The 25,909-nt window shown below is 59.7% G+C and carries 22 protein-coding genes and 2 pseudogenes; all 24 read right to left on the reverse strand.

The annotated features are described in order from the left end of the window. Nucleotides 1-201 precede the first annotated feature (201 nt). The 24 genes and pseudogenes from M1617_02020 to M1617_02135 all read right to left on the reverse strand — a co-directional run bounded on the left by M1617_02020 (nucleotide 202) and on the right by M1617_02135 (nucleotide 25,908). Nucleotides 202-873: a hypothetical protein gene (locus tag M1617_02020; protein MCL5887066.1), complete on the reverse strand. Its 672-nt coding sequence runs from the start codon at nucleotides 871-873 to the stop codon at nucleotides 202-204. A 188-nt stretch (nucleotides 874-1,061) separates the two neighbouring features. Further along, nucleotides 1,062-1,613 (reverse strand): ribosome-associated translation inhibitor RaiA, encoded by a 552-nt coding sequence (gene raiA, locus M1617_02025; protein ID MCL5887067.1) that lies wholly within the window; start codon nucleotides 1,611-1,613, stop codon nucleotides 1,062-1,064. 31 nt (nucleotides 1,614-1,644) lie between these two features. Next, nucleotides 1,645-2,367: an amino acid ABC transporter ATP-binding protein gene (locus tag M1617_02030; GenBank protein ID MCL5887068.1), complete on the reverse strand. Its 723-nt coding sequence runs from the start codon at nucleotides 2,365-2,367 to the stop codon at nucleotides 1,645-1,647. Nucleotides 2,368-2,387: 20 nt separating this feature from the next. Continuing rightward, nucleotides 2,388-3,188, reverse strand: coding sequence for an amino acid ABC transporter permease (locus tag M1617_02035; GenBank protein MCL5887069.1), 801 nt, complete (start codon nucleotides 3,186-3,188; stop codon nucleotides 2,388-2,390). A 94-nt stretch (nucleotides 3,189-3,282) separates the two neighbouring features. Beyond that, the gene (locus M1617_02040; GenBank protein MCL5887070.1) at nucleotides 3,283-4,122 is read right to left on the reverse strand and encodes a basic amino acid ABC transporter substrate-binding protein; all 840 of its coding nucleotides are present in this window, start codon (nucleotides 4,120-4,122) and stop codon (nucleotides 3,283-3,285) included. Between the two features lie 97 nt (nucleotides 4,123-4,219). Then, complete coding sequence (locus tag M1617_02045) at nucleotides 4,220-5,110, reverse strand: transporter substrate-binding domain-containing protein (protein MCL5887071.1); 891 nt, start codon at nucleotides 5,108-5,110, stop codon at nucleotides 4,220-4,222. Between the two features lie 284 nt (nucleotides 5,111-5,394). Further along, nucleotides 5,395-5,961 carry a ComF family protein gene (locus tag M1617_02050; GenBank protein ID MCL5887072.1) on the reverse strand — a complete coding sequence of 189 codons (567 nt, stop codon included), beginning with the start codon at nucleotides 5,959-5,961 and terminating at the stop codon, nucleotides 5,395-5,397. A gap of 149 nt (nucleotides 5,962-6,110) precedes the next feature. Then, a complete protein-coding gene (locus M1617_02055) occupies nucleotides 6,111-7,025 on the reverse strand; it encodes an AEC family transporter (GenBank protein MCL5887073.1) in 915 nt (304 codons plus the stop codon). Nucleotides 7,026-7,028: 3 nt separating this feature from the next. Continuing rightward, nucleotides 7,029-8,261, reverse strand: a complete 1,233-nt coding sequence (mtnA, locus tag M1617_02060; GenBank protein ID MCL5887074.1) for an S-methyl-5-thioribose-1-phosphate isomerase — start codon at nucleotides 8,259-8,261, stop codon at nucleotides 7,029-7,031. A 1-nt stretch (nucleotide 8,262) separates the two neighbouring features. Beyond that, a complete protein-coding gene (ahcY, locus tag M1617_02065) occupies nucleotides 8,263-10,368 on the reverse strand; it encodes an adenosylhomocysteinase (protein MCL5887075.1) in 2,106 nt (701 codons plus the stop codon). Between the two features lie 62 nt (nucleotides 10,369-10,430). Then, entirely contained in the window at nucleotides 10,431-11,267 is an 837-nt protein-coding gene (locus tag M1617_02070; protein MCL5887076.1) for a purine-nucleoside phosphorylase, read from the reverse strand. Next, nucleotides 11,267-12,388: a glycosyltransferase gene (locus M1617_02075; protein MCL5887077.1), complete on the reverse strand. Its 1,122-nt coding sequence runs from the start codon at nucleotides 12,386-12,388 to the stop codon at nucleotides 11,267-11,269. Before M1617_02075 ends, M1617_02070 begins: the two co-directional genes overlap by 1 nt. Then, nucleotides 12,388-12,828, reverse strand: a complete 441-nt coding sequence (locus tag M1617_02080; protein MCL5887078.1) for a DUF4330 domain-containing protein — start codon at nucleotides 12,826-12,828, stop codon at nucleotides 12,388-12,390. The genes M1617_02075 and M1617_02080 overlap by 1 nt, the downstream gene beginning before the upstream one ends. Then, the gene (locus tag M1617_02085) at nucleotides 12,825-14,138 is read right to left on the reverse strand and encodes an oligosaccharide repeat unit polymerase family protein (protein MCL5887079.1); all 1,314 of its coding nucleotides are present in this window, start codon (nucleotides 14,136-14,138) and stop codon (nucleotides 12,825-12,827) included. The genes M1617_02080 and M1617_02085 overlap by 4 nt, the downstream gene beginning before the upstream one ends. Continuing rightward, nucleotides 14,128-14,586: a DUF4330 domain-containing protein gene (locus tag M1617_02090; GenBank protein MCL5887080.1), complete on the reverse strand. Its 459-nt coding sequence runs from the start codon at nucleotides 14,584-14,586 to the stop codon at nucleotides 14,128-14,130. Before M1617_02090 ends, M1617_02085 begins: the two co-directional genes overlap by 11 nt. Nucleotides 14,587-14,719: 133 nt before the next feature. After that, nucleotides 14,720-16,813 carry a cell wall-binding repeat-containing protein gene (locus M1617_02095; protein MCL5887081.1) on the reverse strand — a complete coding sequence of 698 codons (2,094 nt, stop codon included), beginning with the start codon at nucleotides 16,811-16,813 and terminating at the stop codon, nucleotides 14,720-14,722. Between the two features lie 191 nt (nucleotides 16,814-17,004). Continuing rightward, complete coding sequence (locus tag M1617_02100; GenBank protein ID MCL5887082.1) at nucleotides 17,005-18,285, reverse strand: LCP family protein; 1,281 nt, start codon at nucleotides 18,283-18,285, stop codon at nucleotides 17,005-17,007. A 155-nt stretch (nucleotides 18,286-18,440) separates the two neighbouring features. Then, nucleotides 18,441-19,151, reverse strand: coding sequence for a DUF354 domain-containing protein (locus M1617_02105; protein ID MCL5887083.1), 711 nt, complete (start codon nucleotides 19,149-19,151; stop codon nucleotides 18,441-18,443). Beyond that, nucleotides 19,148-20,167 (reverse strand): DUF354 domain-containing protein, encoded by a 1,020-nt coding sequence (locus M1617_02110; GenBank protein MCL5887084.1) that lies wholly within the window; start codon nucleotides 20,165-20,167, stop codon nucleotides 19,148-19,150. The genes M1617_02105 and M1617_02110 overlap by 4 nt, the downstream gene beginning before the upstream one ends. Before the next feature lie 44 nt (nucleotides 20,168-20,211). Continuing rightward, the gene (gene wecB / locus M1617_02115; protein MCL5887085.1) at nucleotides 20,212-21,294 is read right to left on the reverse strand and encodes a UDP-N-acetylglucosamine 2-epimerase (non-hydrolyzing); all 1,083 of its coding nucleotides are present in this window, start codon (nucleotides 21,292-21,294) and stop codon (nucleotides 20,212-20,214) included. Beyond that, complete coding sequence (locus M1617_02120) at nucleotides 21,291-22,406, reverse strand: DegT/DnrJ/EryC1/StrS family aminotransferase (protein ID MCL5887086.1); 1,116 nt, start codon at nucleotides 22,404-22,406, stop codon at nucleotides 21,291-21,293. The genes wecB and M1617_02120 overlap by 4 nt, the downstream gene beginning before the upstream one ends. 166 nt (nucleotides 22,407-22,572) lie before the next feature. After that, on the reverse strand, nucleotides 22,573-24,840 hold the full coding sequence (locus tag M1617_02125; protein ID MCL5887087.1) for a cell wall-binding repeat-containing protein: 2,268 nt from the start codon (nucleotides 24,838-24,840) through the stop codon (nucleotides 22,573-22,575). Nucleotides 24,841-25,101: 261 nt separating this feature from the next. Further along, a pseudogene (locus tag M1617_02130) lies at nucleotides 25,102-25,275 on the reverse strand (N-acetyltransferase). A 231-nt stretch (nucleotides 25,276-25,506) separates the two neighbouring features. Next, nucleotides 25,507-25,908, reverse strand: a pseudogene (locus M1617_02135) (hypothetical protein). Nucleotide 25,909 lies beyond the last annotated feature (1 nt).

Here is a 25,909-nt window from a genome sequence, read left to right on the forward strand (position 1 = left end):
GCTCCGCCGGCATAAAGAGCGGCGGCCAAAGCACTTAGCAGAACAAGAATGCGTGTCATTTTCATGATGAGAAGACCTCCTTTTAGGAACTGTGGTCCTCTCCCATTCCGCTAGTGATGGAAGAACTCTGTCCGCTCCGCTCAAAGTTTGGCGTACAGTGTTCGGTTCACTTTTCACAGCATCAGCCTGTTACGTAATCCGCTATGTGACTGTCAAGAAATGTCCAAGACGGCGATTGATCGCATCCAGAGTAGCTTTGACTATCGAGTCCTTGTCGTTCTGATGAACAAGCGCAGAGCCAGAGAATGACTCCTCCCCATTGGTGGAGACCATGGTCACGCAAGACACAGCGACCCTCTGACGGCCAAGCGGGATGATCGCAACGTCCTCGAGGCCGAAGCACCGCGCATCGCTTATATATTTGTTAATCGCGTCCAGCGTTGCCATCGCCACAAGGCGAACACGCCCTGTCTGGCTCGCCGGGCCGAATGCCTCTCCCAAGCAGGTCTCGCCATCTATATCCAGAGAGACCGTGACGGTGGAGTGGACTCCGCTCACATGAGCGTTTATCGAAAGAATTTTTACCCGGAATTCTGGCCTGACCGGCTCTGTTCCTGTCGGTCCGACGACATCGCCGCCAAGTTGAGCGATGGATATCTTCTTGTGATCGATCGCAATTCCAAAGCTCGCCATCAACGTCGACTCTATGTCGCGAACCAATTGCTTGGGTGACTTATTGGGAAGTGCTAGGACGTGAATCTCCTCGATTAGCCCCTCGGAAGAAACCACAACGCGCGCGGCCTGAATCTCAGCTACCTGCCCCAGGGTATTCTCGATATCCTCGATGGATACTTGAGACGCACGCCTCTCCATATATAGCCCCTGACTTGATCGATCTGCCGGTATCAACCAATTGTCGGATACACATTCAAAGCACGCTTCCGCACAACTCTATTAGCCAAGCCACCAAGTGTCAACACTTCTCGGCAACTGCATAATGGGTCGCCTAAAGACTGAGGGGCCAGGCAATCGCCCAGCCCCTCAATGGATGACGCACCCTATCAGCCGATCTTTGGTTCGATAAGCCCGTAATCGCCGTCTTTGCGGCGATACAGGACGTTCACCGCCTCGGTCTCTGCCGAAGTGAAGACAAAGAAGTCGTGACCCAGCAGCTCGAGTTGCAATATCGCCTCTTCGGGCATCATCGGTTTCATGTCGAGCACCTTGGTCTTGACGATACTGGGGTCATCCTCCACTGGGAGGACTGGATCGACTGGCACCATGGGCTCAGCAGCTCTCCTGCCGGAGTGCCTGTCCAGTATCTTGCCCTTGTACTTGCGAAACTGGCGCTCTAGCTTCTCGGAAACCAGGTCGATTGCAGCATACATGTCTGTTGCTGCCTCTTTAGCCCTGATGACCGGACCTTTGGTCCACACTGTCACCTCGGCGACGTGATTGTTCTCGATCGATGGGTTCTTCTCAACATAAAACTCGATCTCAGCTCGGACGTGATCGCCATCCATGATTCTGGAGTTTCTGCCGATCTTATCCTGTGCATAATCGCGAATTGGGTCTGTGACTGCCATATTGCGAGCTTTGATTATCAATTCCATAGCGGACCTCCTTCAGAACCGGGGTTATAGTTTAGCTGATATGACCCAGAAAATCCCGGGTACGTTCATGTGACGGAGCGTCGAAGACTTGAGCCGGTGGCCCCTGCTCCACAATCAGTCCTTCGTCCATGAACACGACTCTGTCGGCAACCTCGCGGGCAAATCCCATTTCGTGGGTGACTACGAGCATGGTCATCCCCCCGCTTGCCAATGACTTCATGACGTCCAAAACGCCCCGGACTAGCTCTGGATCCAATGCCGAAGTTACTTCATCGAACAGCATCACGTGAGGGTCCATAGCTAGCGACCTGGCGATGGCCACCCGCTGTTGTTGTCCCCCGGAAAGCTGGGACGGGTAGTTGTCGATCTTGTCGGCGAGTCCTACGCGAGTGAGCTGTTCACGTGCAACACGCTGGGCCTCATCCTTGGACCTGCCCAAGACGGTGCGCTGCGCCAGCATGACGTTGCCCAGAGTCGTCAGGTGCGGGAACAGATTGAACGACTGGAAGACCATCCCGATGTGCTCGCGCATCTTGTTGATGTTCGTCTTGGGATCGTTGACCATGACGTCCTCGAACCATATCTCTCCGGAGGTTGGTTCCTCCAGTCGATTGATGCAGCGAAGTAGCGTCGACTTGCCCGAACCACTGGGGCCTAGGATCACAACGACCTCGCCCTTTGTGACCTCGAAATCCACTCCTTTGAGCACTTCGAGTGATCCGAATGCCTTCCGAAGCGCTCTGATGCGGACGATGGTCTGTGATCCGTCGGTGTTCATGTTGACTCCCTCTTGGGCCTGCCAACCGATCTTCCGCCCTCGGAACGCTCGAGTCTCTCCTCGAGGACGGCGACGACACGACCTAGGGGAATCGTGAGTAGCAGGTAAAAAACAGCCGCCACCACGTAGGCGGACATATTGAATTCGACAGCGGCGAACTGCCTCGCACGCTGAGTGATCTCATTGATGCCGACAGCCGCCAACAGTGCGGTGTCTTTGAACAGCAGGATGAACTCGTTCATCATCGTTGGGAGGAGACGCCTGACGGTCTGCGGGATGATTACGAAGATCATCGCCTTGGGTATCGTCATTCCCAATGAGCGAGCCGCCTCCATCTGCCCCTTGTGGATGGATTGTATCCCCGCGCGGAATATCTCAGCCATATACGCCGAGGAGTTCAGGGACAACACGAACAGTCCTCGCATATAGACGGTGTAATCGACGCCGAAAAGGAACGGTTCCTTGAGGAAGGGGTTGGCTCGAACGAACTCTTGGTATTCGGGAATCAAGGGGATGCCGAGATAGATCACCATCACCTGCATGAACAACGGGGTGCCCCTGACGATGTCAACGAACACGGTAGCCGGCCAGCGGAACAGGCGCGACTTGGACATCTTCATGAATGCGAGAGCCAGGCCCCAGGGGATCGCGATCAAAAACGAGATCAGGCCGAATGTGACAGATACCGGAAACGCCTCGGCGATGATGGGAACGGCGCGTTCCATTACATCGAACGAGAAGAATATGCGGGTGAGTGGGTTGGTTTCCCACCACTGGATGAGAGCTTCCAAATGCATCTCCGAAACCATCGTTGGCATGAATATAAGGACCGACGCACCGACCAGTGCGCCGGTCCCTTGAAGGCTAACTAGACTTGTTCGCTTTCAAGAACTAAGGGATGGAAAGCGGCGGGGCGCCGAACCACCTCTCGTAGATCTCGACGTACGTGCCGTCTTCCTTGATCTCAGCCAGCGCACCGTTCACTGCATCGCGAAGCGCGGTGTTCTCAAGATTGAAGCCAAAACCGTACTGCTCATCGGTGGGGATCTCGTAGACTACGGCCATGCCGCGGGCAGGATCCCTGGCGATGTCCTGAGAGATGGGGGCATCGTTGATGACGGCAACGACGTCACCAGCCTGGAGTGCACCGAATGCCGCTAGGATGTCGGTGTAGGTCACGATCTCGATCCCTCTGGGTACCAAGTTCTCCTGGGCCCACATAGCACCAGTTGTACCCGACTGCACACCGATCTTGTCGCCCGACTCCAAGTCATCGACGGTGGTGATCGCCGATTCTGCGTCCACTGTCAGGGACTGGTTGCTGTTGATGTACGGATCCGAGAATGCAATCTTCTCGGCGCGCTCTTCGGTAATCGTCATTGCCGAGGCTATCATGTCGAACTCGGTGGCTGTCTGCATCGCCGCGATGAGCGCATCGAAGTTGTAGCTCTTGAACTCGACCTCATACCCGATCCGCTCACCAACAGCTTTCATAAGATCCACATCGAACCCGACGATCTCGCCATCGACCACGCTCTGGAACGGGGGGAAAGCCGTGTCGGAGCCGACGATTATCCTGCCGGGAGTCAACGTACCGAGGTCTGCTGGCTCCTCGACTGCAGGCTCCTGTGGCTCCGGTTCTGGGGTCGTTCCGCATCCAACGACACCGAACATCGTCGCCATCAGCATCAGCGCCAAAACCAATGAAAGGTACTTACGGGTTTTGCCCATCTACGCCTCCCTATTCTCCATTACGCACGGCCCTGGACGATTCCATTGCCGATCCTTCAACTTGCAAAGCCAAGATACACTATCTGCCGAACAGATTTCATCTGGGGATAGCCAGGCGTGGGAAGGTTCCGGCCCAGGTGGTCCGGATCGCCTCTATGGCGCCACCTGCCGCAAGATCCTCCAACACGCTCCTGAGTTCGTTACCGAGCTCTTCGGCGTCGGGTGCAACGGCAACACCCAAAGCAGTCGGCGCACCGTATTGGCCTGCGAAGACGACATCATCGAAGTCACGGACAACATATGCGGTGACCGCTGCACCTCCGGCAACGACATCGATCTCGCCTGCAGACAGGGCCTCTATCGCCTCACGAATCGTGGGAAAAACTGTGAAGGCACCCTCGCCGAGATCGTGGTAGAGCGCCCAATACGCAGCCGACTCCTGCTGGGCTCCTATTCTCTTGCCAGAGAAATCGAAAGGAGTGAGCATGTCAGCGGTTACGGTAGGTGTCGTCGTTCCGGCTGCCGGAGTCTCCAGCGTGGCAGGATCCTGCTGCCCGCTGCTGAGCTCCTCGGCATCGGTGGCCCTTACGAAAAATGCGGGGCCGTCGGTCATGTAGACGCCGGCCATGCTGAAGCCACCGGTGGCCAGCTCGTCGAGCGGAACGGACATCACCACGTCAACGCGTCCCGCCTCCAGAGCCGAAGCGGCATCTGCAGGCGTTACCTGCACCGTCTGCAGCTCAAGACCGAGACTCGCCGCCACAGCGGACGCCACATCAATGTCGATGCCCGCCTCTGTGCCCTCATCGACTCCGGCGAACGGCGGATGCTCAAGGTCGACACCGACTCGAAGCACACCCGCTTCGGCAATCAGGGGTGGTTCGATCTTTGGCTCGAGCTGCGTAACTTCAGGCTCGGGCGCACAGCCGACGAGTAGTGCCAGCGTGCAAATCGACGCCAATACCAGAGTTGCTCTTGTATACCTCATACAGCGTGCCTCCTGATGTGATCAGCGCTTTCACCCGGCTGACCTGGTCTTTGACCCCACACTCGCGTACCGGGGCTTCTGCTCGATACTATCTCACTACCGACCCTCTCGCCCGGGGCCACCCGATGTGGCCCTGCTCGGACGGTACGACTTACCCCTAAGATGCGCCATGCTCGCGCGGCGGTGAACGCCGGCTTACGTGGGTCCTTTAGGCCGCATCTACCATGGACTAGGACGCCGGATGGCATCCGCAACCACAAACCCGGGTGAAAGCAAGGTGCATTCTACCACGCGCGCGCCAGTGCACCGACACGCACCTCCGTAGCCCCCGCTGCGATCAATGCCGAGGCGGCCGCATCCACCGTCGCTCCGGTAGTGATCACGTCGTCGAGCAGCAGTATCCGCTCGGGGAGCCTAACATCCGAAGACACTCGAATCGCTTCGGCGGTATTGGTCTTGCGCGCACTCCTGCCCAGAAGTCGCTGGTCCTTTAGCGCTGAGGACTCCAGAGGCTTGAGGCTCGGAACCGCCCAGGCATCCGAAATCCGCTGCGCGATCAGCTCGACATGGTCGAAGCCCCTTCTGGCTACCGCCTTGCTCGAAGCCGGTATCGCCACTATCGCATGGGGCCAGGTCTGCCACGCTTCAAGGTTTTCTGCCAGCAGGCCTGCAGCCACTTGCGCAAGACGCACCTCTCCCCCGTCCTTGTACATGGTCACGATCCGAGAAAGGGGTCGGGCCAGCGAACCGACGCATGCTGCCTGGGTGAAAGCGAATTCGATCTCCCAGCACTCGGTGCAGGTCAGGGCACCATGGGGGGCACCACACCTGGGGCAGGTATCGGGTGGCATCATCGCCTCGATGGCGGCCCTACAACCTGCACACAACAGCCAGCCCGGGAGGTCACATCCCGCGCATCGGGTCGGGTATATCGCTTCTAGCAGCCCTTGGAGCCACATCATTCCCCCAGTGATGCGCCGACGAGTCCACGAACGACCCTTCAGCCCATCAACAGTCGCATCACAGGGATCGTGACGACAGAGAACGTAGTCGTCATCAATATCGCTGCTGCGATGAATCCGGTATCCAGGCCGAATCGTGAGCCAATAACCAACGTCAGCATCATCGAAGGCATTCCCGCCGACAGCACCAATAGATCGAGGGCGCCCGCGCCTTCGAGCACCATCGAGCCCACGATAAATGCCGCCGCCGGAGCCAATGCAAGGCGGATACCCGACAGCACCATCAACGGCCTGATGTGCTCCCGGAGACTGCCCATACTCAAAGTCAGTCCAACGGAGATCATGATCAGCGGCGTAACCAGTTTCGCAAAAGTGTCCAACCAATCACTTACCAAAACCGGAATCTCGATTCCCTGCAGCAGCAGCGCAATGACCACCGCTATCACAGCAGGAAACGTGAGTATCTCCCGTGCCGGCCTGATGGGTCGGCCATCCGATCTTCCGAACCTCTCGGCGATGAGTAGGCCAACTAGCAGCATCGCCCCCACGGTGCCGAAGATATCGTAGAAGATTGCTCGAGAAAGCCCTTCTTCGCCGAAAAGGGCAAGTGCCATCGGGTAGCCGAGATAAGCCGTATTGCCCAGAGCCGACGTGAGGATGAAGCCGCCCGCAACCGGTCGCGACAGAGCCATCAGGCGAGCAGCGCCCCATGCCACCAGGGCCGTTACGCCGAAGACTACCCAAGCAGAGACGGCGATTAGCACCATGTCCCGCTCCAGGGTGGCGGTTTGAATCGACCGAAACACGAGGGCCGGCAGGCCGATGTAGACGATCAGGACGTTCAGTGGCTTAGCGTCATCGGCACTCAGGAGCCCAGTCCACCGCAGAAGCCACCCAAAGGCCACCATCCCGATGAAGCCGAGAGTGATCCCGGCAGTTCCCAGCGCGTCCATCGTCTAGTCGATCAGCACCTCGTGCAGGGCACCCGAGCCCATACCCATGAGGCCCAGCGAGGTCTCGAAATCCGGGCGGGCCACACCGCGCTCGGTGATGATGGCCGTAATGTACTTGGCCGGCGTGATGTCGAATGCCGGGTTGTAGACCGGAACGTTGAGCGGTGCGATCCGCGCCCATCCATCGAGCTGGAATGCGCCGCCCTTGCGCGCAACCATGAGTTTGTGTCCGCGTGTGAGGCTGAACTCGTGCGGTCCTTCGCTGGTGAGTGCCTCGAAGGCCCGGATCTCTGCAGGATTGGTCGTCTCGAACACGGCCGCCCACGAGACGCCGGTGACTTCTTCTTCCGAGCGCTGCTCGATGACCATCTCGGCACCGGTGCTGATCGTCAGGTTCACCGTCGACGATGGAGCCGCAACGTAGAACGGTATCCCGTGCTCGTGCGCGAGAACCGCAAGTCCGTAAGTGCCGATCTTGTTGGCCGTGTCGCCATTGGCTGCAATGTGATCAGCGCCGACGATGACCGCATCGACTCCGCCCTGCTGCATCACCCAGGCCGCCATGTTGTCGGTGATGAGCGCACACGGGATGCCCGCCATCATGAGCTCCCAGGAGGTGAGGCGCGAGCCCTGCATCACCGGACGGGTCTCATCGACCCAGACATGCTCGATCTTGCCTTGCTCATGTGCGGTGAAGATCACGCCCAGCGCAGTGCCGAAGAATGCGGTCGCCAGCGAGCCGGCGTTGCAGTGTGTCAGTATCCGCGACTCGGGGTTGATGAGCTCGGCACCGTTCTCACCGAGTACGCGGTTGATTTTCTCGTCTTGGGAGATCATGGCAAGCGCTTCTTGCAGCAATATCTCGCGCAGCTCGGGTAGGGGCAGATCGGACTGGTCGTAAGCCAGGCGGCGCATGCGCTGTGCGCCCCAAGCAAGGTTCACGGCGGTGGGCCGAGTGGATACGACTGTCTCAACGACCTCTTCGAGCGCGGCGAAGAAAGCGCCGTGGTCTTCTATATCAGTCGACTCGTTTACGGCCCACGCTGCAATCGCGAGTGCGGCGGCGACGCCCAGTGCGGGCGCGCCTCGAACGGCCATTCCCTTTATCGCCCAGCAGACTCCGCCGTGGTTATCGCACTCCAGAATGTCGCCGACCAGCGGAAGCCTCGACTGATCGATGAGTCGGACTTTGCCGTCTTCCCACCAGATAGTGCGGGGAATGTCCTCGATTGCCATATTAGATCGTGCCCTCCTCCCAGGAAGATAGATACTTGATCTGCTCTTCGGTCAGCTCATCGATCACGATACCCATCGCGTCGAGTTTCATCTTGGCGACCTCGACGTCGATCTCCTCGGGCACGTCATACACGCCAGCTGCAAGGCTCGCAGCGTGCTTGACCATATGCTCGGCGCAGAGTGCCTGGTTTGCGAAGGACATGTCCATGACGTTGGCTGGGTGCCCTTCGGCGCATGCGAGGTTCACAAGCCTGCCGTCGGCGAGCACGAAGATCACGCGGCCGTCGGCGAGCACGAACTCCTCGACGAGCGGACGCACCTCGCGCACCGAGACAGCCATCTCGCGCAGCTTGCGGATGTTGATCTCAACGTTGAAGTGGCCGGAGTTGCAGATGATTGCGCCATCCTTCATCGCCTGGAACATAGGCACGTCGATGACGTTGATATCACCGGTGACCGTGATCCAGATGTCGCAGGCGGCAGCCGCCTCGACGGCGGTCATCACGCGGTAGCCGTCCATGACAGCTTCGAGGGCCTTGAGGGGATCGACCTCGCACACGATGACGTCTGCGCCTAGACCGGCAGCGCGCATCGCGACACCCTTACCGCACCAGCCGTAGCCGGATACAACGACGGTGCGCCCGGCAATCAGCCTGTTGGTCGCGCGGATCACGCCATCCAAGGTGGACTGGCCCGTGCCGTAGCGGTTGTCGAAGAGGTGCTTGGTCTTGGCCTCGTTGACCGCGATGATCGGGTACTTCAACGCACCGTCGCGAGCCATCGCCTTGAGGCGGATGACGCCTGTGGTGGTCTCTTCGGTCCCGCCGATGATGTCCTCGAGCGCCTCGGGGGCCTCGGCGTGTATCCTGCCGACGACATCGGCACCGTCGTCCATCGTGATGTGGGGCCGATGCTCGATTGAAGCATCGATGTGTGCGTAGTAGGTTTCGGTGTCCTCGCCCTTGATCGCGTAGGTGCGGATTCCGTAGTGGTGCACGAGGGCTGCGGCGACATCGTCTTGCGTGGAAAGCGGGTTGCTCGCGCAAAGGACGACGTCAGCGCCGCCATCGGCGAGTGTGCGCATGAGGTTCGCGGTCTCGGTCGTCACGTGCAGGCACGCGGCGATGCGGATGCCATCGAGCGGCCGTTCGGCGGCGAATCGCTTGCGGATGATCTCCAGAACCGGCATGTCACGATCGGCCCACTCAATGCGAGCGTTGAAGTGGCCGGAGTTGCAGATGATTGCGCCATCCTTCATCGCCTGGAACATAGGCACGTCGATGACGTTGATATCACCGGTGACCGTGATCCAGATGTCGCAGGCGGCAGCCGCCTCGACGGCGGTCATCACGCGGTAGCCGTCCATGACAGCTTCGAGGGCCTTGAGGGGATCGACCTCGCACACGATGACGTCTGCGCCTAGACCGGCAGCGCGCATCGCGACACCCTTACCGCACCAGCCGTAGCCGGATACAACGACGGTGCGCCCGGCAATCAGCCTGTTGGTCGCGCGGATCACGCCATCCAAGGTGGACTGGCCCGTGCCGTAGCGGTTGTCGAAGAGGTGCTTGGTCTTGGCCTCGTTGACCGCGATGATCGGGTACTTCAACGCACCGTCGCGAGCCATCGCCTTGAGGCGGATGACGCCTGTGGTGGTCTCTTCGGTCCCGCCGATGATGTCCTCGAGCGCCTCGGGGGCCTCGGCGTGTATCCTGCCGACGACATCGGCACCGTCGTCCATCGTGATGTGGGGCCGATGCTCGATTGAAGCATCGATGTGTGCGTAGTAGGTTTCGGTGTCCTCGCCCTTGATCGCGTAGGTGCGGATTCCGTAGTGGTGCACGAGGGCTGCGGCGACATCGTCTTGCGTGGAAAGCGGGTTGCTCGCGCAAAGGACGACGTCAGCGCCGCCATCGGCGAGTGTGCGCATGAGGTTCGCGGTCTCGGTCGTCACGTGCAGGCACGCGGCGATGCGGATGCCATCGAGCGGCCGTTCGGCGGCGAATCGCTTGCGGATGATCTCCAGAACCGGCATGTCACGATCGGCCCACTCAATGCGAGCCTTGCCTGCATCGGCCAGGGCGATATCCTTGATGTGGTGTTGCATATCGACTTCCTTTCACAGGCGGCAACAAGCGTATGGACCGCCGAGGGTTGGCGGGCGAAAACTCAGAGTCGTGACAGTATACCAGCGAACAGCCGAGACAGAGCGGGGGCCTTTTGGGCAGCGACCTCCAACACCCCTTCGTGGCCGGCGTCGTCGCTGGCAGCGATGTTCGTGACGAGAGCGATCCCTAGCACGTCCATCCCAGCGTGAACCGCCGAGATGACCTCGGGGACCACCGACATGCCCACGACGTCGGCGCCGAGTGTGCGCAGCATCCGGGCTTCGGCAGGCGTCTCGAACGCTGGGCCGCGCATGCCCGCGTAGACGCCCTCGCGCATGTCGATCCCGAGCGGGGCTGCGACCTGGTGGGCGAGCGCACGCAGGCGAGGGGTGTAGGCGTGCGCCATCGCAGGGAAGCGCGGCCCGAACTTCTCGGCATTGGGGCCGCGAAGCGGGCTTGAGCCTGTGAGGTCGATGTGATCCTCGAGGAGAACGACGTCGCCGGCGGAAAGCCCAGGGGCGATGCCGCCGGCCGCCGCCGTCACGAAGAGTGTGTCGGCGCCGAGTAGGCGGGCGGCCCGGATGGGCGTGGCGAGAGTGGCTGGCGAGTGGCCCTCATATGCGTGCAGTCGACCCTGCATGACGAGCACCGGAGTGTCGCCGGCATGACCGAAGATGAAGTGCCCGGAGTGACCCTCGACACTGGGCTGAGGTATGCCGGGGACGTCGGTAAAGGGTAGCGAAGCGGCGACTTCGATGTGCGCAAGCGCAGAATGAAGACCGCTGCCTAGGATCACGAGCGCACGGGGTTGGATGTCGCCGGCGGCGGCACGGAGAGCATCGGCTGCGCAGAGGGCGGCAGCTTGAAGGGCGATGGCTTCGGCCTTGGGGTTCAGCATCAGGGCAGCATCCTTTCGAGCGCGGCGAGGAACTGTGCGGCCTTGGCCTTCGAGTCGTGAGGCGCGGCATTGGCGATACACGCGGCTTCGAAGTGATTCCTGCCGAGGCCCACGACCTCTTCGAGGGCAGCGGCGAGCGCATCGGGATCCTCCGGTGGCACGATCCGACCGCAGGCCGGTGCCGTCAAGACCTCGGGGATGCCCCCGACTCGCGTGCCGACGCACGGAGTGCCGCACGCCATAGCTTCGAGCAGCACAAGGCCGAGGCCCTCGTTGCGGCTGGGCAGCGCGAGCACGTCGGCTGCGGCCATCCACGAAGCGAGCGTGGCCTGGTCGACAGCGCCGGGGAACGCGATGCGCCCGTGGGCGTCAGTGCGGCCGGCGCGCTCGAAGTGAGCGGCGGCGACCGCAGGGGTCATGAAGTCGGACGGACCCGCGCCGATGAACACTAGGCGGTCCGCCGAGTCGCGCTCCCGCAGGCGGAGGAACGCCTCTAGCAGCACGTCGACGCCTTTGCCCTGCGTGAGGTTGCCGACGAAGAGCACGACGCGCTCGTCAGCAGGGATGCCCAGTCGCTCGCGAGCTTGCGGGTCGGGGCGAAAGACGTCGGAGTCGAAGCCCATGTTCACGACCGCAGAGGGCACTGACGCAGGAAGCGTCCCACTCTCGCGGAGGTAGCCCTCGAGCGCCGAGGAGACCGCGACCACCAGCCCGGCGCTCCCCACGGCCGCGCGCGACGCCCTAGCGATCGTGTCGCCGCGAGTCACACTGGTTGCATCGGTGCCGTGCGACACGAGCGCGTAGGGCGCGCCAGCGACGCGCGCCGCGATGCGCGCTATGGCCGCGGCCGGATAGAGGTAGTGGCCCACGACAGCGTCGTACCGGCCGCGGCCTACAGCCGCCGCCACGATAGCGCGTGCAAGCAGCGAGGAATACTTGGCGGCGGCTGCGGCTTTGCCGGCGCGAGGGTCGGTATTGGCCACGACGGTGACTTGTGCGCCGGCAAAGCGTAGCGCGCTCACGTGGCGCGCGACGAAGCCGCCGAAGACGGCGGCTGGCGCGGCCGGCCACAGGCCGCTGATCACGAGGAGCTTCAGGGGCTTGGGCTGCTGGCGCGACATCAGTCGCTGTCCGCGGCCCGGATCCCGGTGATCAGCCCCGCGAATTGAACCGCAGTGGTTCCGTAGCGAAGGTCGTTGTTCACATAGACCAGCTGTTCACCGAATTTGAAGCCCTGGTCGGTCAGAGCGGCCTCTCCTTCGATGGTGACCTGAACATCCACAAGGATTGGCGAACGCGCCTCACGCAAGACTCCCTTGTTGTCGGGCAACGCAAGCAACGCCGGTTCCACGTTGACTTCTGATATTGTGCCCAGCACAGTTCCTGTGTCAGAGATGCGAACTTCATCTCCCACGACCAGGGACTGCTCGGTCGGTGGCATCAGTCCTCGAACCAGGATCTGAACCTCGACAGGTTCAGGGGATACGGTCGGAGTGCTTGGAGCACATCCGATCGTCAGCAGCATAGCCAAGGTCATGACCATTCCAAGTACTATTCTCATTTTGTCCTCCGGTGTGCGCTAATCGAATACAACCATGGCATTCTGCGAACAGCAATGGCATCAAGCACGCACACTCCTATCGCTAGCGCCAAATATGCCAATGCGTAGGGATTGTGTACCCCCGCATTGACACCGTTGATCACATAACTCGCCATTGTCACGAATGGGGCGATGAGCCAGGCGGCCCTGTCTGTCCTCTTCTGCATATATCCGAAAAGAAGTCCCAGGAGAAGCATCTGGCCTACAACTCCCAAGATTCCCCAGTCTGCGTATGGGGCGCCAAGGAGCGTCGGCGCAAGGCTCACAGATCGCTCTATATGCACGCCGTCGATTACAAAGTATTGACGCCCGCCCAGATAGTTCCCCAGTTGAAAATTGGCATATTCGGCGTCCAACCCAGGAAGCAACGCCAGCGCACTGTCTTTCAGCAGCGCACCTCCGTACACTCCATCCGATGGGGTCAGGGTCACTATTCGATCAAGGTTATATGTCGTACCGACGCTGTCGGAATAGATCAGTGCTACTGCAGCCTGCCAGGTCGCATCCGATCCGTAGATGCCTGCTTTGGAAATGGCTCCGATGACCCCCATCACAAGAACCAGAATAAGAAAGAACCCGACTCCAATCTTGACCATCATCCGCGGCTTCAGAACCCAAGTGAGGGCAAGGAAGGTCGAAACAATCAGCTTCGCCGGGATGTTGCGTGCACCGAACAAGCCTAATGTGACCACTGCGAAGCAGAAGAGTACTGCCGCAAGAATTCGCTGGCCGCGCGTGCGTGCAAAAATAAACAGCCCTGGCACGAACATTATGTTGAGTGCCGAGATGAACACAAGCACCGGACTTTGCTCCCAGCGCGTGGCAATGTCGAACAGACTCAGGCGCCCTATGTATAGCTGTATCAAGTTGGCTGACATGGCCACCATGTAACCGGATAGCATTGCGACGAACCCCACTCCGTAGCGCTGGAATATCGCCAAGGAGCGCACCCTCTCAATGAGCGATCTTAGGGGTGATCCTCCGTCAATCTTACTCTGCTGAATGGGTGCTTTCTCGGCCCTCTCGGCGATGGTTTTGCCCAAAAGATAGCCGAACACAAGAACCACCGCGGCATATGCGTAGAGCAGCAGAGTCTTCTCGCTGGGGTAAAAACCGATGATGCTCGTACCCAGACTTGAAAGCTCCGGATAGACGAACCCATAGATGCTGGTCAATCCAATCAAAAAGTAGATCACATAGACGTAGAGCAGCACCGCGAATGGGGAGAGCAGTCGCTTCGTTAGTGAGTTTGGCTCCGTGTTAGCGAACATCTATTTGCGCAATCCTCCCGCGAACCTGATACTCCCTAGAGGAAACTGTGAACGGCATACCGACCTGCACCACCTGTGTACCGATAGCGATGAAATCGGGGCTCTCGCGACCCTGCGTCACAATGACGAGTGTGATATCCCTAGTAAGCGGGTCGGGTGACGCCTGGAGAACCCCTGCTGCGTCAGGATTAGCCCGCATTGTCGGGGTGGCTGTGGCCTCCAGTACCTCGCCTACGAACATGCCCGCGGGCTGGCCGTAAACTCGATCACCAACGGATACGGCTTGTGCAACATCAGGATGGGCGCCTGACACGACGACGGTGATGCGCACCTCTCTCTCATCGGAGACGCCGTCGGCTAGGCCGTCTAGGATGAAGGCGGCAGCTCCGCCGATGGTGATGACAGCAAGCACAATCAAAGCAATTGTTCTATTCGATGGGGGATTCATGAATCGTTGACTCCACTTCGAGGTATTGTGACTTGCAGGTCGACCGCTGAGCAGGTACCGGTGAGATTTGCCATCATACCAACTCCGGCATCGTAATTCCAAGAACAGAAACATGTGGCCCGCCGACAAGTGCTCACTCCAGCACCTGCTCGATCTGCCCTTGGACCCATCCGGACAGAGCCCCTTCGCCGCCAGCAATGAATACGCGATTGATGACAGCAGACCTTGCGTCGATCTCCGAGCGTGTAGCGGGTGGCAACCGGTAGTCACTTGCGAACAGCAGCGGATTCCGATTGTGCCCCGTGAGGGGGCCGAAAACCAACGCATCAACAAGCGTATCCCCAGAAGCGACATATACCGTTCTAGCATTGAATCCTTCGTTGGCCACAAGATGCCGGGCCAGAAGCGAAGCCGTCTCGAAGCGATTCGCTCCCGCCGCTATCCTCCTAGCCCCAGTCAGCTGGTTTGTCACAGAATTGGATACGACCCCTGTGCCGCCAATCACCAGACTCACCGAGGGCGTGATCGACGCTAAAGCTTGCGCCGAGTGGACTGGAATCAATCCTGGTCGGACCAAGATGACGGGAAGTCTGCACGCGTAAGCCAATCCGGCCGCAGCGATACCGTCCGGCACACTCTCCCCGCTGACTACGATCGCCCTGTTGGTGGGTGCCAGGCGATGCACCTCTCGGGCCACATTCGCAGCCGTCTCGAAGCGATCTACCCCTGCGAATCGATCAACTCTGCTGACACCTTGGATGCGAGCCAACTCGGAGCTTACCGATTGGCTTACCACACCGGTACCGCCCACAACTATCACCCTGGATACACCTAATCGTCTGATCTCTGCAGCTGTCGAGGCCGGAACGCTGTCTTGTTCCACCATCAAGATCGGCGCACCACCGACAGCGCCTGCCAGGGAGGACGCAGGCAACATATCGGCAGGAGCATGTCCGTTGACGATGATCGCAGCCCTAGCAACAATGTGAGGTGTGGCTGCCACTGGAGCGAAGACCCGTCTCGATGCCTCCACCGCTGTCCCGAATCGATCGGGTCCAGCTATCCGCGAGGTCTTTGGATTCACGTAGAACCAGTGATCCCCCCAGGCGAATGCATTCCTGAATCGTTGGGTCTGGGCGTTGGTGCTGAACGTGCCGACGGCTGTCGGGCTCCTGAACTCAACCCGGGTTGGCCTACCCGACACCCCGCGCGCTGTGACCCTCACGCTCACGAGCGGGGTCGGGATCTGCGAAGCGGTTGCACCCGCGCGCATGAGTTGGTCTCTGACTTGTGCGGCAGTGAAGGTCTGACGCGTCCAAGAATGCCGAGATGCACCGGTGGTAACCTCATACGGGTCAGGAACGCCACGAAGGTGTGGCAGCGCCGCTACCCAAACGTTCTCGCTGTTCTCCGTATGCCCACCTGAGGTGGAGTGGTAGAAGGTGCGAGCGATCTGGGCGGCACTGGTGCCCCCATAGGTGACTACTCGGCCAACCGTGGCATCGACCGCGCTGCTAGACCTTGGATGCTCGTGTGCTGTCGGATTGGCCCTATTCTCCCCGCGGGAATGCCCCCCGTAAACCTGACTCTCAGTCGTGCTATACAGCTCGTCCGTTCCTGAAGTCCATGAATAGGCTCGCGCTGCCACGGCCTGAGCTTTCAGCGCTTCGAGATGCCAACTGGCCGGCATCTCGCGGGGAACAACCCCGTAGAGATATTCCGACATGTTGACGCGGTTGATGAGTTTTATCCTGCCGCCAGATGCGGTCAATCGCAACTCACCCCGGAAGCGCACGAATGTGTGCCCGTACTGGCCCGTACCTTCCCTAACCTGCGTCAACTGTGGTGTTCCCGAAGCCCCCCGGACGGCGATTGTGCCTGTGAATGTTTGCGGTGCGCGCCCCGGACCTCTAAAGATGATACTGGATCCCGACGCCTCGAAACTCGACCATCCGTCGGGGACAGTAGTGGTGGCATTACCGCCGCGAACCGTTAGCCCAGAGCCGACATTCCCCGGTCGCAGAGTCCACACCTGCCTTGTGAATCCGGCGTTGCCACCGCTATCGTAATTGGCCGCTCTATCCAGATTGACATCCCGAGAGGGCTCCGGCAGGACCGTCGAAACTGCAGTGTTAGAATCGGTGCCTCCCGAACCGTAATAGTGCCTCAGGATATGCACGTAACCGTAGCCGGCCTCGGCAAAACCTCTCGCTCCCCATTGACTCATTCCTACGCCATGCCCGAAGCCCCTGCTTATGAAAGTGAATGTCGGCTGCGCATACGATGCAGCAGGCATGGAGCTCGAAAGCAACAGCAACGCCATGAGGGCGCCAAGGACACTTCTCCATCGAAATACACTCAGCCGGGCAGTCATCGCATCACTCCGTCCTGATCAACCCTTTTCTCCACCTGAAACCATCAATCCTGAGTTGCCCCTCGGCTTGGCGGAGTTCGACCCATTTGCCAGTCTTTGCCAACGACGACGAGCACGTCGGTGTCGAATGCGTACATACCGCGATAGTGAAGGACTCTACCCTGCCCGATCGTGGCAAGAACCATCTGGGCCAGTTGCTCGTTCTCGGCTTTGTACACTACCAAGGTCTCATCGTAGACGAACTGGTTCATGTTCCCGACATCGGCAACATTGTAGCGACCAGCCCTCAAGCGGGCGGCTGCATCATTTGCAACACCAGCAATGCCTGCACCATTTCGCACAGCGACAGACACCTCTTCGGGGGCTACTTGTGTGGCCGGAGCACTCGCAGGATCCTCGAGCGGCTGTCCAGCCTTGACTCTAGCTAGGATCGCAGCGAATGCCTCTTCATCAGCAACAATGAACGAGCCATTTCCGATGCGCTTCGGGGCACCAGGCATCGTCACCGTCTGAAACGCTGAACCTTGCATGCCTCGCATCTGGTTGGCTAGGCCGACGAGTTCTCCCACAGACATGTCGGTTGTCACCTGCTGGGCTACCGCATTGGCCATAAATGGTATCCGCAGGGCATTCTGCGCTTTGAAGAACTCATCCAAGAGGGCACGCAAGAAGACCTGCTGGTTCTCGATGCGCTGAAGATCACCCGTGGGGAAGTCTCGTGTCCTTACAAAGGTAAGCGCTTTCGCTCCGTCCAGACGCTGCTCCCCTGCTTCAATCACGGCCGCTGATCTGACGTAGCTGGCCGCCTCCATATCATTGACACGACTAGGGACATTGACCGTGACTCCGCCGACTGCATCGACGACCTCTTTGAAGCCGGCGAAGTCGACCTCGATGTAGTGGCTTATCGGTAGCCCTGTGAAATCGCGTACGGTCTCGATGGCAAGCGATGCTCCACCATAGGCGGTAGCTGCATTTATCTTAGTTTTGCCGTGTCCGGGGATGTCGACATAAGTATCACGAGGAATCGAGATCAGAACTGCGGACTGCTGTATCGGGTCGATTCTGGCCACGATGATCGTATCTGCTCGTGCACGTTCGCCTTCCTGACGGCTGTCGACTCCGATCATCAATGCGTAGAAGGGATCGTCCCGCTCAATGGTCTTGCTTTCCTCAAGCAACTCAACGGCGCGTTCATCGGTTGTCATCCGTGCCTGCAGGCGATCGTTGATGCCAGAGATGAACAGCAATCCGGCCGCCAGCCCAACGAGCAGAACGACACCTAGGGCGACACCGGAAACGATAATCCTTCGCCGAAGCCGCATCGACCTCCTACGGCGCTCACCGTAGTCTCGCTTGCCGGTCCTGCGGGATTGCTCCGCGGGAGATTCGAACGATCGCGTTTTGGGCTGAAGCCTGTCGATTCGGCCAGGGCGTCTGGCTCTGCGCCCGCGAGGTGGGCGACCTATGTAATCGTCACTCATGTACCGCTCTTTTCGGGCCTGGATGTCTTTCTTGCGACAGCTGCGATCCTATCCACCAGTTCTCCGACATCACGAGAAACACGGGAGCCTGCGTGCCGCTTCTTCACTAATTCGATCTGGCTTGCGTTGGCGGGCAGACTCATCCTGCCCTGTGCGATCAAATCCTTGTCGACCGCACCCATGACTCCACTGAATACAGTATAGGCGGGGGTGCCAAGTGCAACGGCTTCACGGTTGAGTGTTCCGCCGCCTGATACAACGAGGTCGGCGTAGTATATCAAGCTCTGCGCATCGACCACCTTGTTCGGGATTATGAGGTTGTCGGCACCGATAGCGGCGACGCCATCCCGCTGTTCAGGGGTGCGAAGGAGCACGACTCCCTGTACATCAGGACGGGCAGCCACAATGTGCAAGAACTCATCGAACAGCGTGTTCTCCATGCGATGATACGCGGCAAGTGACGGGGGTGTCCGAAGAACCACGATGATCTTGTCGGTATCCAGTCCCAGTTCGTCCACGACCTTTGAATCCGGCTCGAAGTCAGCCAGATAGTACTCTTCTTTGAGTCCCGGATACCGGTCCACCTTCTGGGGCCTTCCTCCGTATTGGAGCAGCGCGTCGGCGGTTTTGGGCTGAAGCCTGTCGATTCGGCCAGGGCGTCTGGCTCTGCGCCCGCGAGGTGGGCGACCTATGTAATCGTCACTCATGTACCGCTCTTTTCGGGCCTGGATGTCTTTCTTGCGACAGCTGCGATCCTATCCACCAGTTCTCCGACATCACGAGAAACACGGGAGCCTGCGTGCCGCTTCTTCACTAATTCGATCTGGCTTGCGTTGGCGGGCAGACTCATCCTGCCCTGTGCGATCAAATCCTTGTCGACCGCACCCATGACTCCACTGAATACAGTATAGGCGGGGGTGCCAAGTGCAACGGCTTCACGGTTGAGTGTTCCGCCGCCTGATACAACGAGGTCGGCGTAGTATATCAAGCTCTGCGCATCGACCACCTTGTTCGGGATTATGAGGTTGTCGGCACCGATAGCGGCGACGCCATCCCGCTGTTCAGGGGTGCGAAGGAGCACGACTCCCTGTACATCAGGACGGGCAGCCACAATGTGCAAGAACTCATCGAACAGCGTGTTCTCCATGCGATGATACGCGGCAAGTGACGGGGGTGTCCGAAGAACCACGATGATCTTGTCGGTATCCAGTCCCAGTTCGTCCACGACCTTTGAATCCGGCTCGAAGTCAGCCAGATAGTACTCTTCTTTGAGTCCCGGATACCGGTCCACCTTCTGGGGCCTTCCTCCGTATTGGAGCAGCGCGTCGGCGGGTATCGCATCCGGTATCAGGGATTTGGTCGAGAATCTGACGTTGATCGAGTGCGAGAGTTTAGCGAACTCGTAGTCGAACATCGTCACGTGCGGAATGCCGAGAAGGCGCGCGGCCACGGGTAGGTCGTTGCTCGCATGTGACAGCGCCAGATCGTACCCTCGGCCGGCGCCGAACGAAAGCATCTGGGCCGAGCGGGCTGCCATGCCCCAAGCTTTGGCGACCATCCGCTTACCGCGGTGTCTGCCAATAACCGTATGCTCGATCTCGAATCGCTCAAGCAACGGGATGGTCTGGGCGAATTCGCGCGCTGTGACCGACACGTCCCACCCGCGCCTCTTGAACTCATCGATGATCGGGCGCAACACAAGGACGTGTGGAGAGTTGGTCATGTCGATCCACAAACGCGGACCGCCGGAGGAGCCTGCAGACACTATCAGCCTCCGAACCTTGCTTCAATCGCTTCCACGATCTGCACCGCAGCATTGCCGTCACCGTAAACCGAGGGCTTCGCCGCAGGCTTGGACATCGCGGAAACCGCCGCGACGATCCTGTCGCTGTCTGCTCCGGCAAGCGTGTTCCAGCCCAGCTCGACAGTCTCGGTCCACTCGGTCTCCTCGCGCATGGTCACACAAGGCACGCCGAAGAAGTATGCCTCTTTTTGCATCCCGCCCGAATCGGTGAGAATTCCCTTCGCGCTTCGTAGCAACGAGACCGTGTCGATATATGAGATCGGGGGTACAACGATGAGGTTTTCTGCGGATGCGACACTCTCACCAAGACCGAAGTCCTCAAGATTCTTGCTGGTTCGGGGATGGATCGCCCACAGCACCGGCAGCTCAAGACGCGAAAACGCCGAGATGATCTCTTGGAGGCGTGACTTGCTATCACTGTTGCCAGCGCGATGTACCGTGGCGAAGTAATACTCGCCGGCTTTCACCCCATATTGCTCCAGCGCTTGCGATGGATCCACGTGCTCGGCAAAGAACTTCGCTGTATCCAGCATCACGTCACCGACCAGATGGACTCCATTGGTGATGCCTTCGGCCGTTAGATTGGCTACGGATACACGGGTGGGACAAAGAAGAAGCTCCGAGACGTGATCGACCAGAACGCGGTTTATCTCCTCTGGCATCGAGCGGTTGAACGAGCGCAATCCTGCCTCGACATGTGCCACGGGGATGCTAAGCTTCGCCGCTGCTAGTCCTGCTGCCAGGGTCGTGTTGGTGTCGCCATAGACGACCACCAGGTCGGGGTTCTTCTCGATGAAAAGCTCCTCTAGCATAGGCATCATCTCGCCGGTCTGTCTGGCGTGTGAGCCAGACCCGACCGCAAGATTGAAGTCGGGCTTTGGAATGCCTAGCTGCTCGAAGAACACATCTGACATCGCATAATCGTAGTGCTGACCGGAGTGGACAAGCAGCTCATCGTGAGCCTCTCGCAGAGCGCGGCAGACCGGTGCGGCCTTCACGAACTGCGGTCTGGCTCCTACAACCGATATGACCGAAAGTCGCCTCACGCTACCGCCGCCTTCACCACTGCCACGACTTGCTCGATCTGGGCTCGGGTAATCCCCGGGAACGCGGGAAGAGCGAAAGTCCGGGCATCGCACGACTCCGCCACGGGCAAAGAAGGCTGGATGTAGTCCGGCTTCTTCGTGAACACCTCTTGCTCGTGCAAGGCTAGTGGATAGTAAAGTGCGGTACCGATTCCCGCAGCAGCCAAGGCCTGCATGACCTGCTCTGCAGCCTCGGCCGTTTGGGTTTTGACGATGTAGAGGTGGTATACCTGCTCGCCGAACTCACGCGTCACCGGTAGCTCCAACGCCGACACGTCGGCCAGAAGCTCGTCGTAGATCGCTGCGGCTTCTCGGCGCTGCGCATTCCACACATCCAGATGCGGCAACTTGACCAGTAATATCGCAGCCTGCAGGGAATCGAGTCTGCTGTTGGTGCCAAAGGTGTCATGGAAGTACTTCTTCGTCGTCCCATGCTGCGCGAGGTTGCGGATCTTCTTGGCCAGCGCCTCATCATCGGTGGTAACAATCCCGCCGTCTCCGGCACAACCGAGGTTCTTGCTGGGGAAGAAGGAGAACGCCGCAGCATGTCCTAGAGAGCCCGCCTTCTTTCCCTTGTACGTCGCGCCGATAGCCTGGCATGCGTCCTCGATAACGAGCAGGTCGTGTGCGCGGGCTAAATCGAGCAGCGGATCCATGTCCACGCACTGCCCGAAGATGTGGACGGGCATGATGGCCTTGGTGCGCTCGGTAATGGCCGCCTCGAGCTTCGAGACGTCCATGTTGTAGGTTCCGGGCTCGATATCGACAAAGACCGGGGTGGCGCCTACATGTGCGATCGCCTCAACCGTGGCGAAGAATGTGAATGGAGTCGTAATGACCTCGTCGCCCTTGCCTACCCCCATGGCAGCCAATATCAGGAAGAGAGCGTCGGTACCGTTCGCGCAAGCAACGGCGTGCTTGGTGCCGCAATAGCTAGCGATCTGGTCCTCAAGTTCTTTGACCTTCGGGCCGCCGATGAACGCTGCATTGGCCATTATCTCGCCGATAGCTGAGTCCAGCTCGGGCTTGAGCTCCATGTATTGAGCTTTCAGGTCAAGAAGGGGTACTCCCATACGGCGATTCTCCTTATTCGACAAAAGTGCAGCTTACATCTTAGCCCATCACAGCGCAGGGCATGCCAGCTCGTCATCGGGCTGTAATAAAATAGTAGCATCAAAAGTGACGTGGCATCTCGGCAACGAAAATCCCCGACATTGTCAGGAGTGCCCCGCCTCGCTCTTATCTACCGAGAGCGATACGAACCTGTCCCCGCACGTAGTCGCTTATCGCACCAGTGCCCCCGATGAATATGCAGGTTGGTGGTGTTGCTCGGCGGCTCATCAAGTAGTTCGCGACCGTCGGAGAGCCACCGATCTCGGTGCCATCGATGAGTATAGCAGCGTTACCCTGCCTAGCAGCAACCGGTCCCAGTGCCAGAGCATCAGGCCAGTTGCGTCCTGTCGCGAAAAACAGTGTCTGATCGCGTAGCCCGCCGAATGCCACGGAGTACCTCTTCACGGCAAGAGCTGTGTTATACCTGTTCGCTCCAGCCAGCCGGGTGTTGACGTTCAGTGAGCCGTCGGCGACTCCGGGTCGCCTATACCCGTTGGTTTCAAGCCACTGCTCAACCGCAGGACTCACCGCAGCCGACCCGCCGACGATCGTCACATTCTGGATTCCGAGTGTTTGGAGGGCGCTCTCTATGTCGCTAGGAACCGAGTTGGGCCTTACCGGCAGCAAGGGGATTCCGTGCTCGGCAGCGAGTGCGCCTACAGCAAGCGCGTCGGGGTAATTCTCGCCGCTCACTACTATGGCAGTGCGCGCGAATGCGCCTTGAGAGGGCGTGCCCACACGCTGAGCGATCGCCCGGGCGGTCCCGTAACGGTCGTTGCCCCACAACCGATCTATAGTGACTGTGGTGCCAGCGGCCGCCAGCACCTGTCGGGCTGCATTGACGGCACTTTGCGATACGGCCGCCTCTCCGCCAACCACCAATAGGGTTGCATTCTGCCTACCGGAGAACAAGCGTCTGAGTTCTCCAGAAATCTCGCTGGTGAGACCTGTCGGAGGAAGCAAGAGCAGGGGCGCGTCAAGCCTTCCGGCAAGCGGCGCCGCCGCAAGAGCATCCGCATAGCCAGCACCGGTGGCAAGAATCACCGTATTGCTGGTCGAGGCGCCATTGGGCCACCCGTGATTCGCTAGTGCGATGGTAGTCGTGTACCGGTTGTTCCCGGCGATACGGCTACCGATTACAGGTCTGTTCCCGGCATTCGTCAGAGCTTGCGCCCCTAGGCGTGAGCCCGACATGGCCCTTCCTGTCGAATCAATGAACAGGGTTCGCTCGGCGATAGGCCAGCCTCCTCGGAAGTAATCGAAGTATTGATAGGTCATCCGGATTCTCCAAGTACCCGGACGCGGGTTGCGCAGCGGAATCTGATAGCTCCTGTGAGTGTAGGACCAACCAGGAGGCAACGGTGTCAGATCGTCGTATGCCTGACCGCGATAGACAACTTGGCCCGCCGGATCACGCACCTCGACGCGAAGGGGTCCGCGCAGCGAAACACCGCCCCTGTTTGTGACTGTCTGGTTGATGAACAGCGTCTCCCGCGTGTACCACGCAGATCCCGTCATGGAAACCGCCTTGGGCAGGTGAAAGTAAGTGCTACGCGTGCCCGCCCATCGCACCGAGTTGACCAAGACCCGTCTTGCGACGCTCGCTGTCCTCGCATCAGCTGACTGGCCTTCAACGATGAGGTCGTGCATGTGGAATCCAAAGTAGACGAATCGACCGAAGTAGTACTCCGATGTCCATGCAGCAAGGTGCCCCGACTGCACATCATCCGTAGTCACCCGGTCGACTCGCGTATTGTAGCGGTAAAGCGGGGTTACATTTCTTGCCCCAGGCATGGTGTAGAGAATCTCATTGAACCGATTGAGTCTATCCACCAGCCGGCGTGATTCTCCGGCTGCAAAACCGTTAGTGAGGATCCAGTGCGAGCTGGCTGACTCGAGATTGTAAGGGCCGTACATGCGCGGATCATCTCGGAACTTGACGTTGTATATCTCGGAGATCTCTCCCCACTCCCAAGGCTTGAGAGCAGCTGTACTGGCCGGCCAGTAGAAGACCCCGGGATAGCCGTGCATGCCGAGAAATGGCAGGTATCCGAACCTGTAACTGGGGCTGGCATCCCACCGTGACAATGCGAAGCTACCTACAATCCCTCCGCCTTCACTTGCGTACGCAAGGATAGCGGTGCGCTGAGCGGGGGTGGTGGCTAGCGTCATGGTGAAGACAAGAACGTCAAATTGTCTGAGGGTGGCCAGAGAAGCAAGTCCTGCATCATCAACGTAAGCTGTGACGAATCCCTGCGAGTCAAGGAGCCTTTTGACCTGGTCGACCCTGCCTGTGTAGTAGTTGTTGAGCCGGGTTCCGCTACGGTAGTTGCGAGTGTTTGCCGCAGTGACCGTGTGGACTATGCCGACACGTAGGGCGGCTGGCTGGGCCACGACACTCTGTGCGGTTACAGGATTAGCGTGAGCAGGCTCGGTGCCCAAAGTGGCAGTTCCGGAAGCCGATTGTGCGATGAGAATGCAAGCGACAGCCAGTGCTACGAGGCGTAAGTGCGGAACGAGCGGTCTTTGAGGGGTTCGTGTCCGATGCATGTCCATACCCTATGATATCGGCTCGCGTCCCAAGATGCTTGACGGGTTCTCCGATGGCCGCGACGGGAAAACCCGCCGACGCGCCGGTGCACGCCCGCTAGCCCGCTAGCCCTCAGCGCTTTCCAGCAGCTCCTCGGCGGGTACCGGGCGTACTGGCTTGGCCGGAACCCCCATCACGATGGTATTGGCGGGCACGTCCTTGGTGACGACAGCGCCGGTCGCAATGAACGCCTCGGCACCGATCTCGATGCCGGGGAGGAGGTGAGCGCCGCCGCCCACACGGGCGCCTCGGCGGACGGTACAGCCGCGAAGGTGCTTGAACCGCTCCTGCGTCCGGCCCATGAAGTTGTCGTTGGTGGTGACCACCATTGGCGCGATGAAGACGTCTTCCTCGAGGGTGACGTAGGCGGTGATGTATGCGCCGCTCTGGATCTTCGTGCGCGAGCCGATCGTGGTGTCGTTCTCGACGGTGACGGAGCGGCCGATGACGACGCCGTCGCCCATCGTGCACCGCTCGCGGACGCCAGCGTTGTCACCGACGATGCACCGCTCGCCGAAGGTGGTACCGGCCATCAGCACGGTGTGGCTTCCTACCGAGCAGCCCGCGCCGAGCCGCACGCCCGCGAGTTCCTCGCGCTTGGCTGTCGATGACGCCGCTAGCCGGGGTCGGCGACCGATAACCGCAAAGTCCGCGACGTGGACTCCGTCGGCGAGCCTCGCCCCGGAGCAGATCGTGACGTGATTACCAATCGAGCATCCGTCGGCGATGTGTGCGCCGGCTTCGATGACCACGAACGAGCCGACCGTGACGCCGTCGCCGATCTTGACATCCTCGCCTATTGCAACGCCTAGGCCGTGTGCGAAGCCCCCACCGATGGTAGCGCTATCTGCGGAGTGCAAGCCGTGACCCATC

The sequence above is a fragment of the Actinomycetota bacterium genome (assembly GCA_023488435.1).
In the GTDB taxonomy this organism is placed as follows: Bacteria; Actinomycetota; Coriobacteriia; order Anaerosomatales; family UBA912; genus UBA912.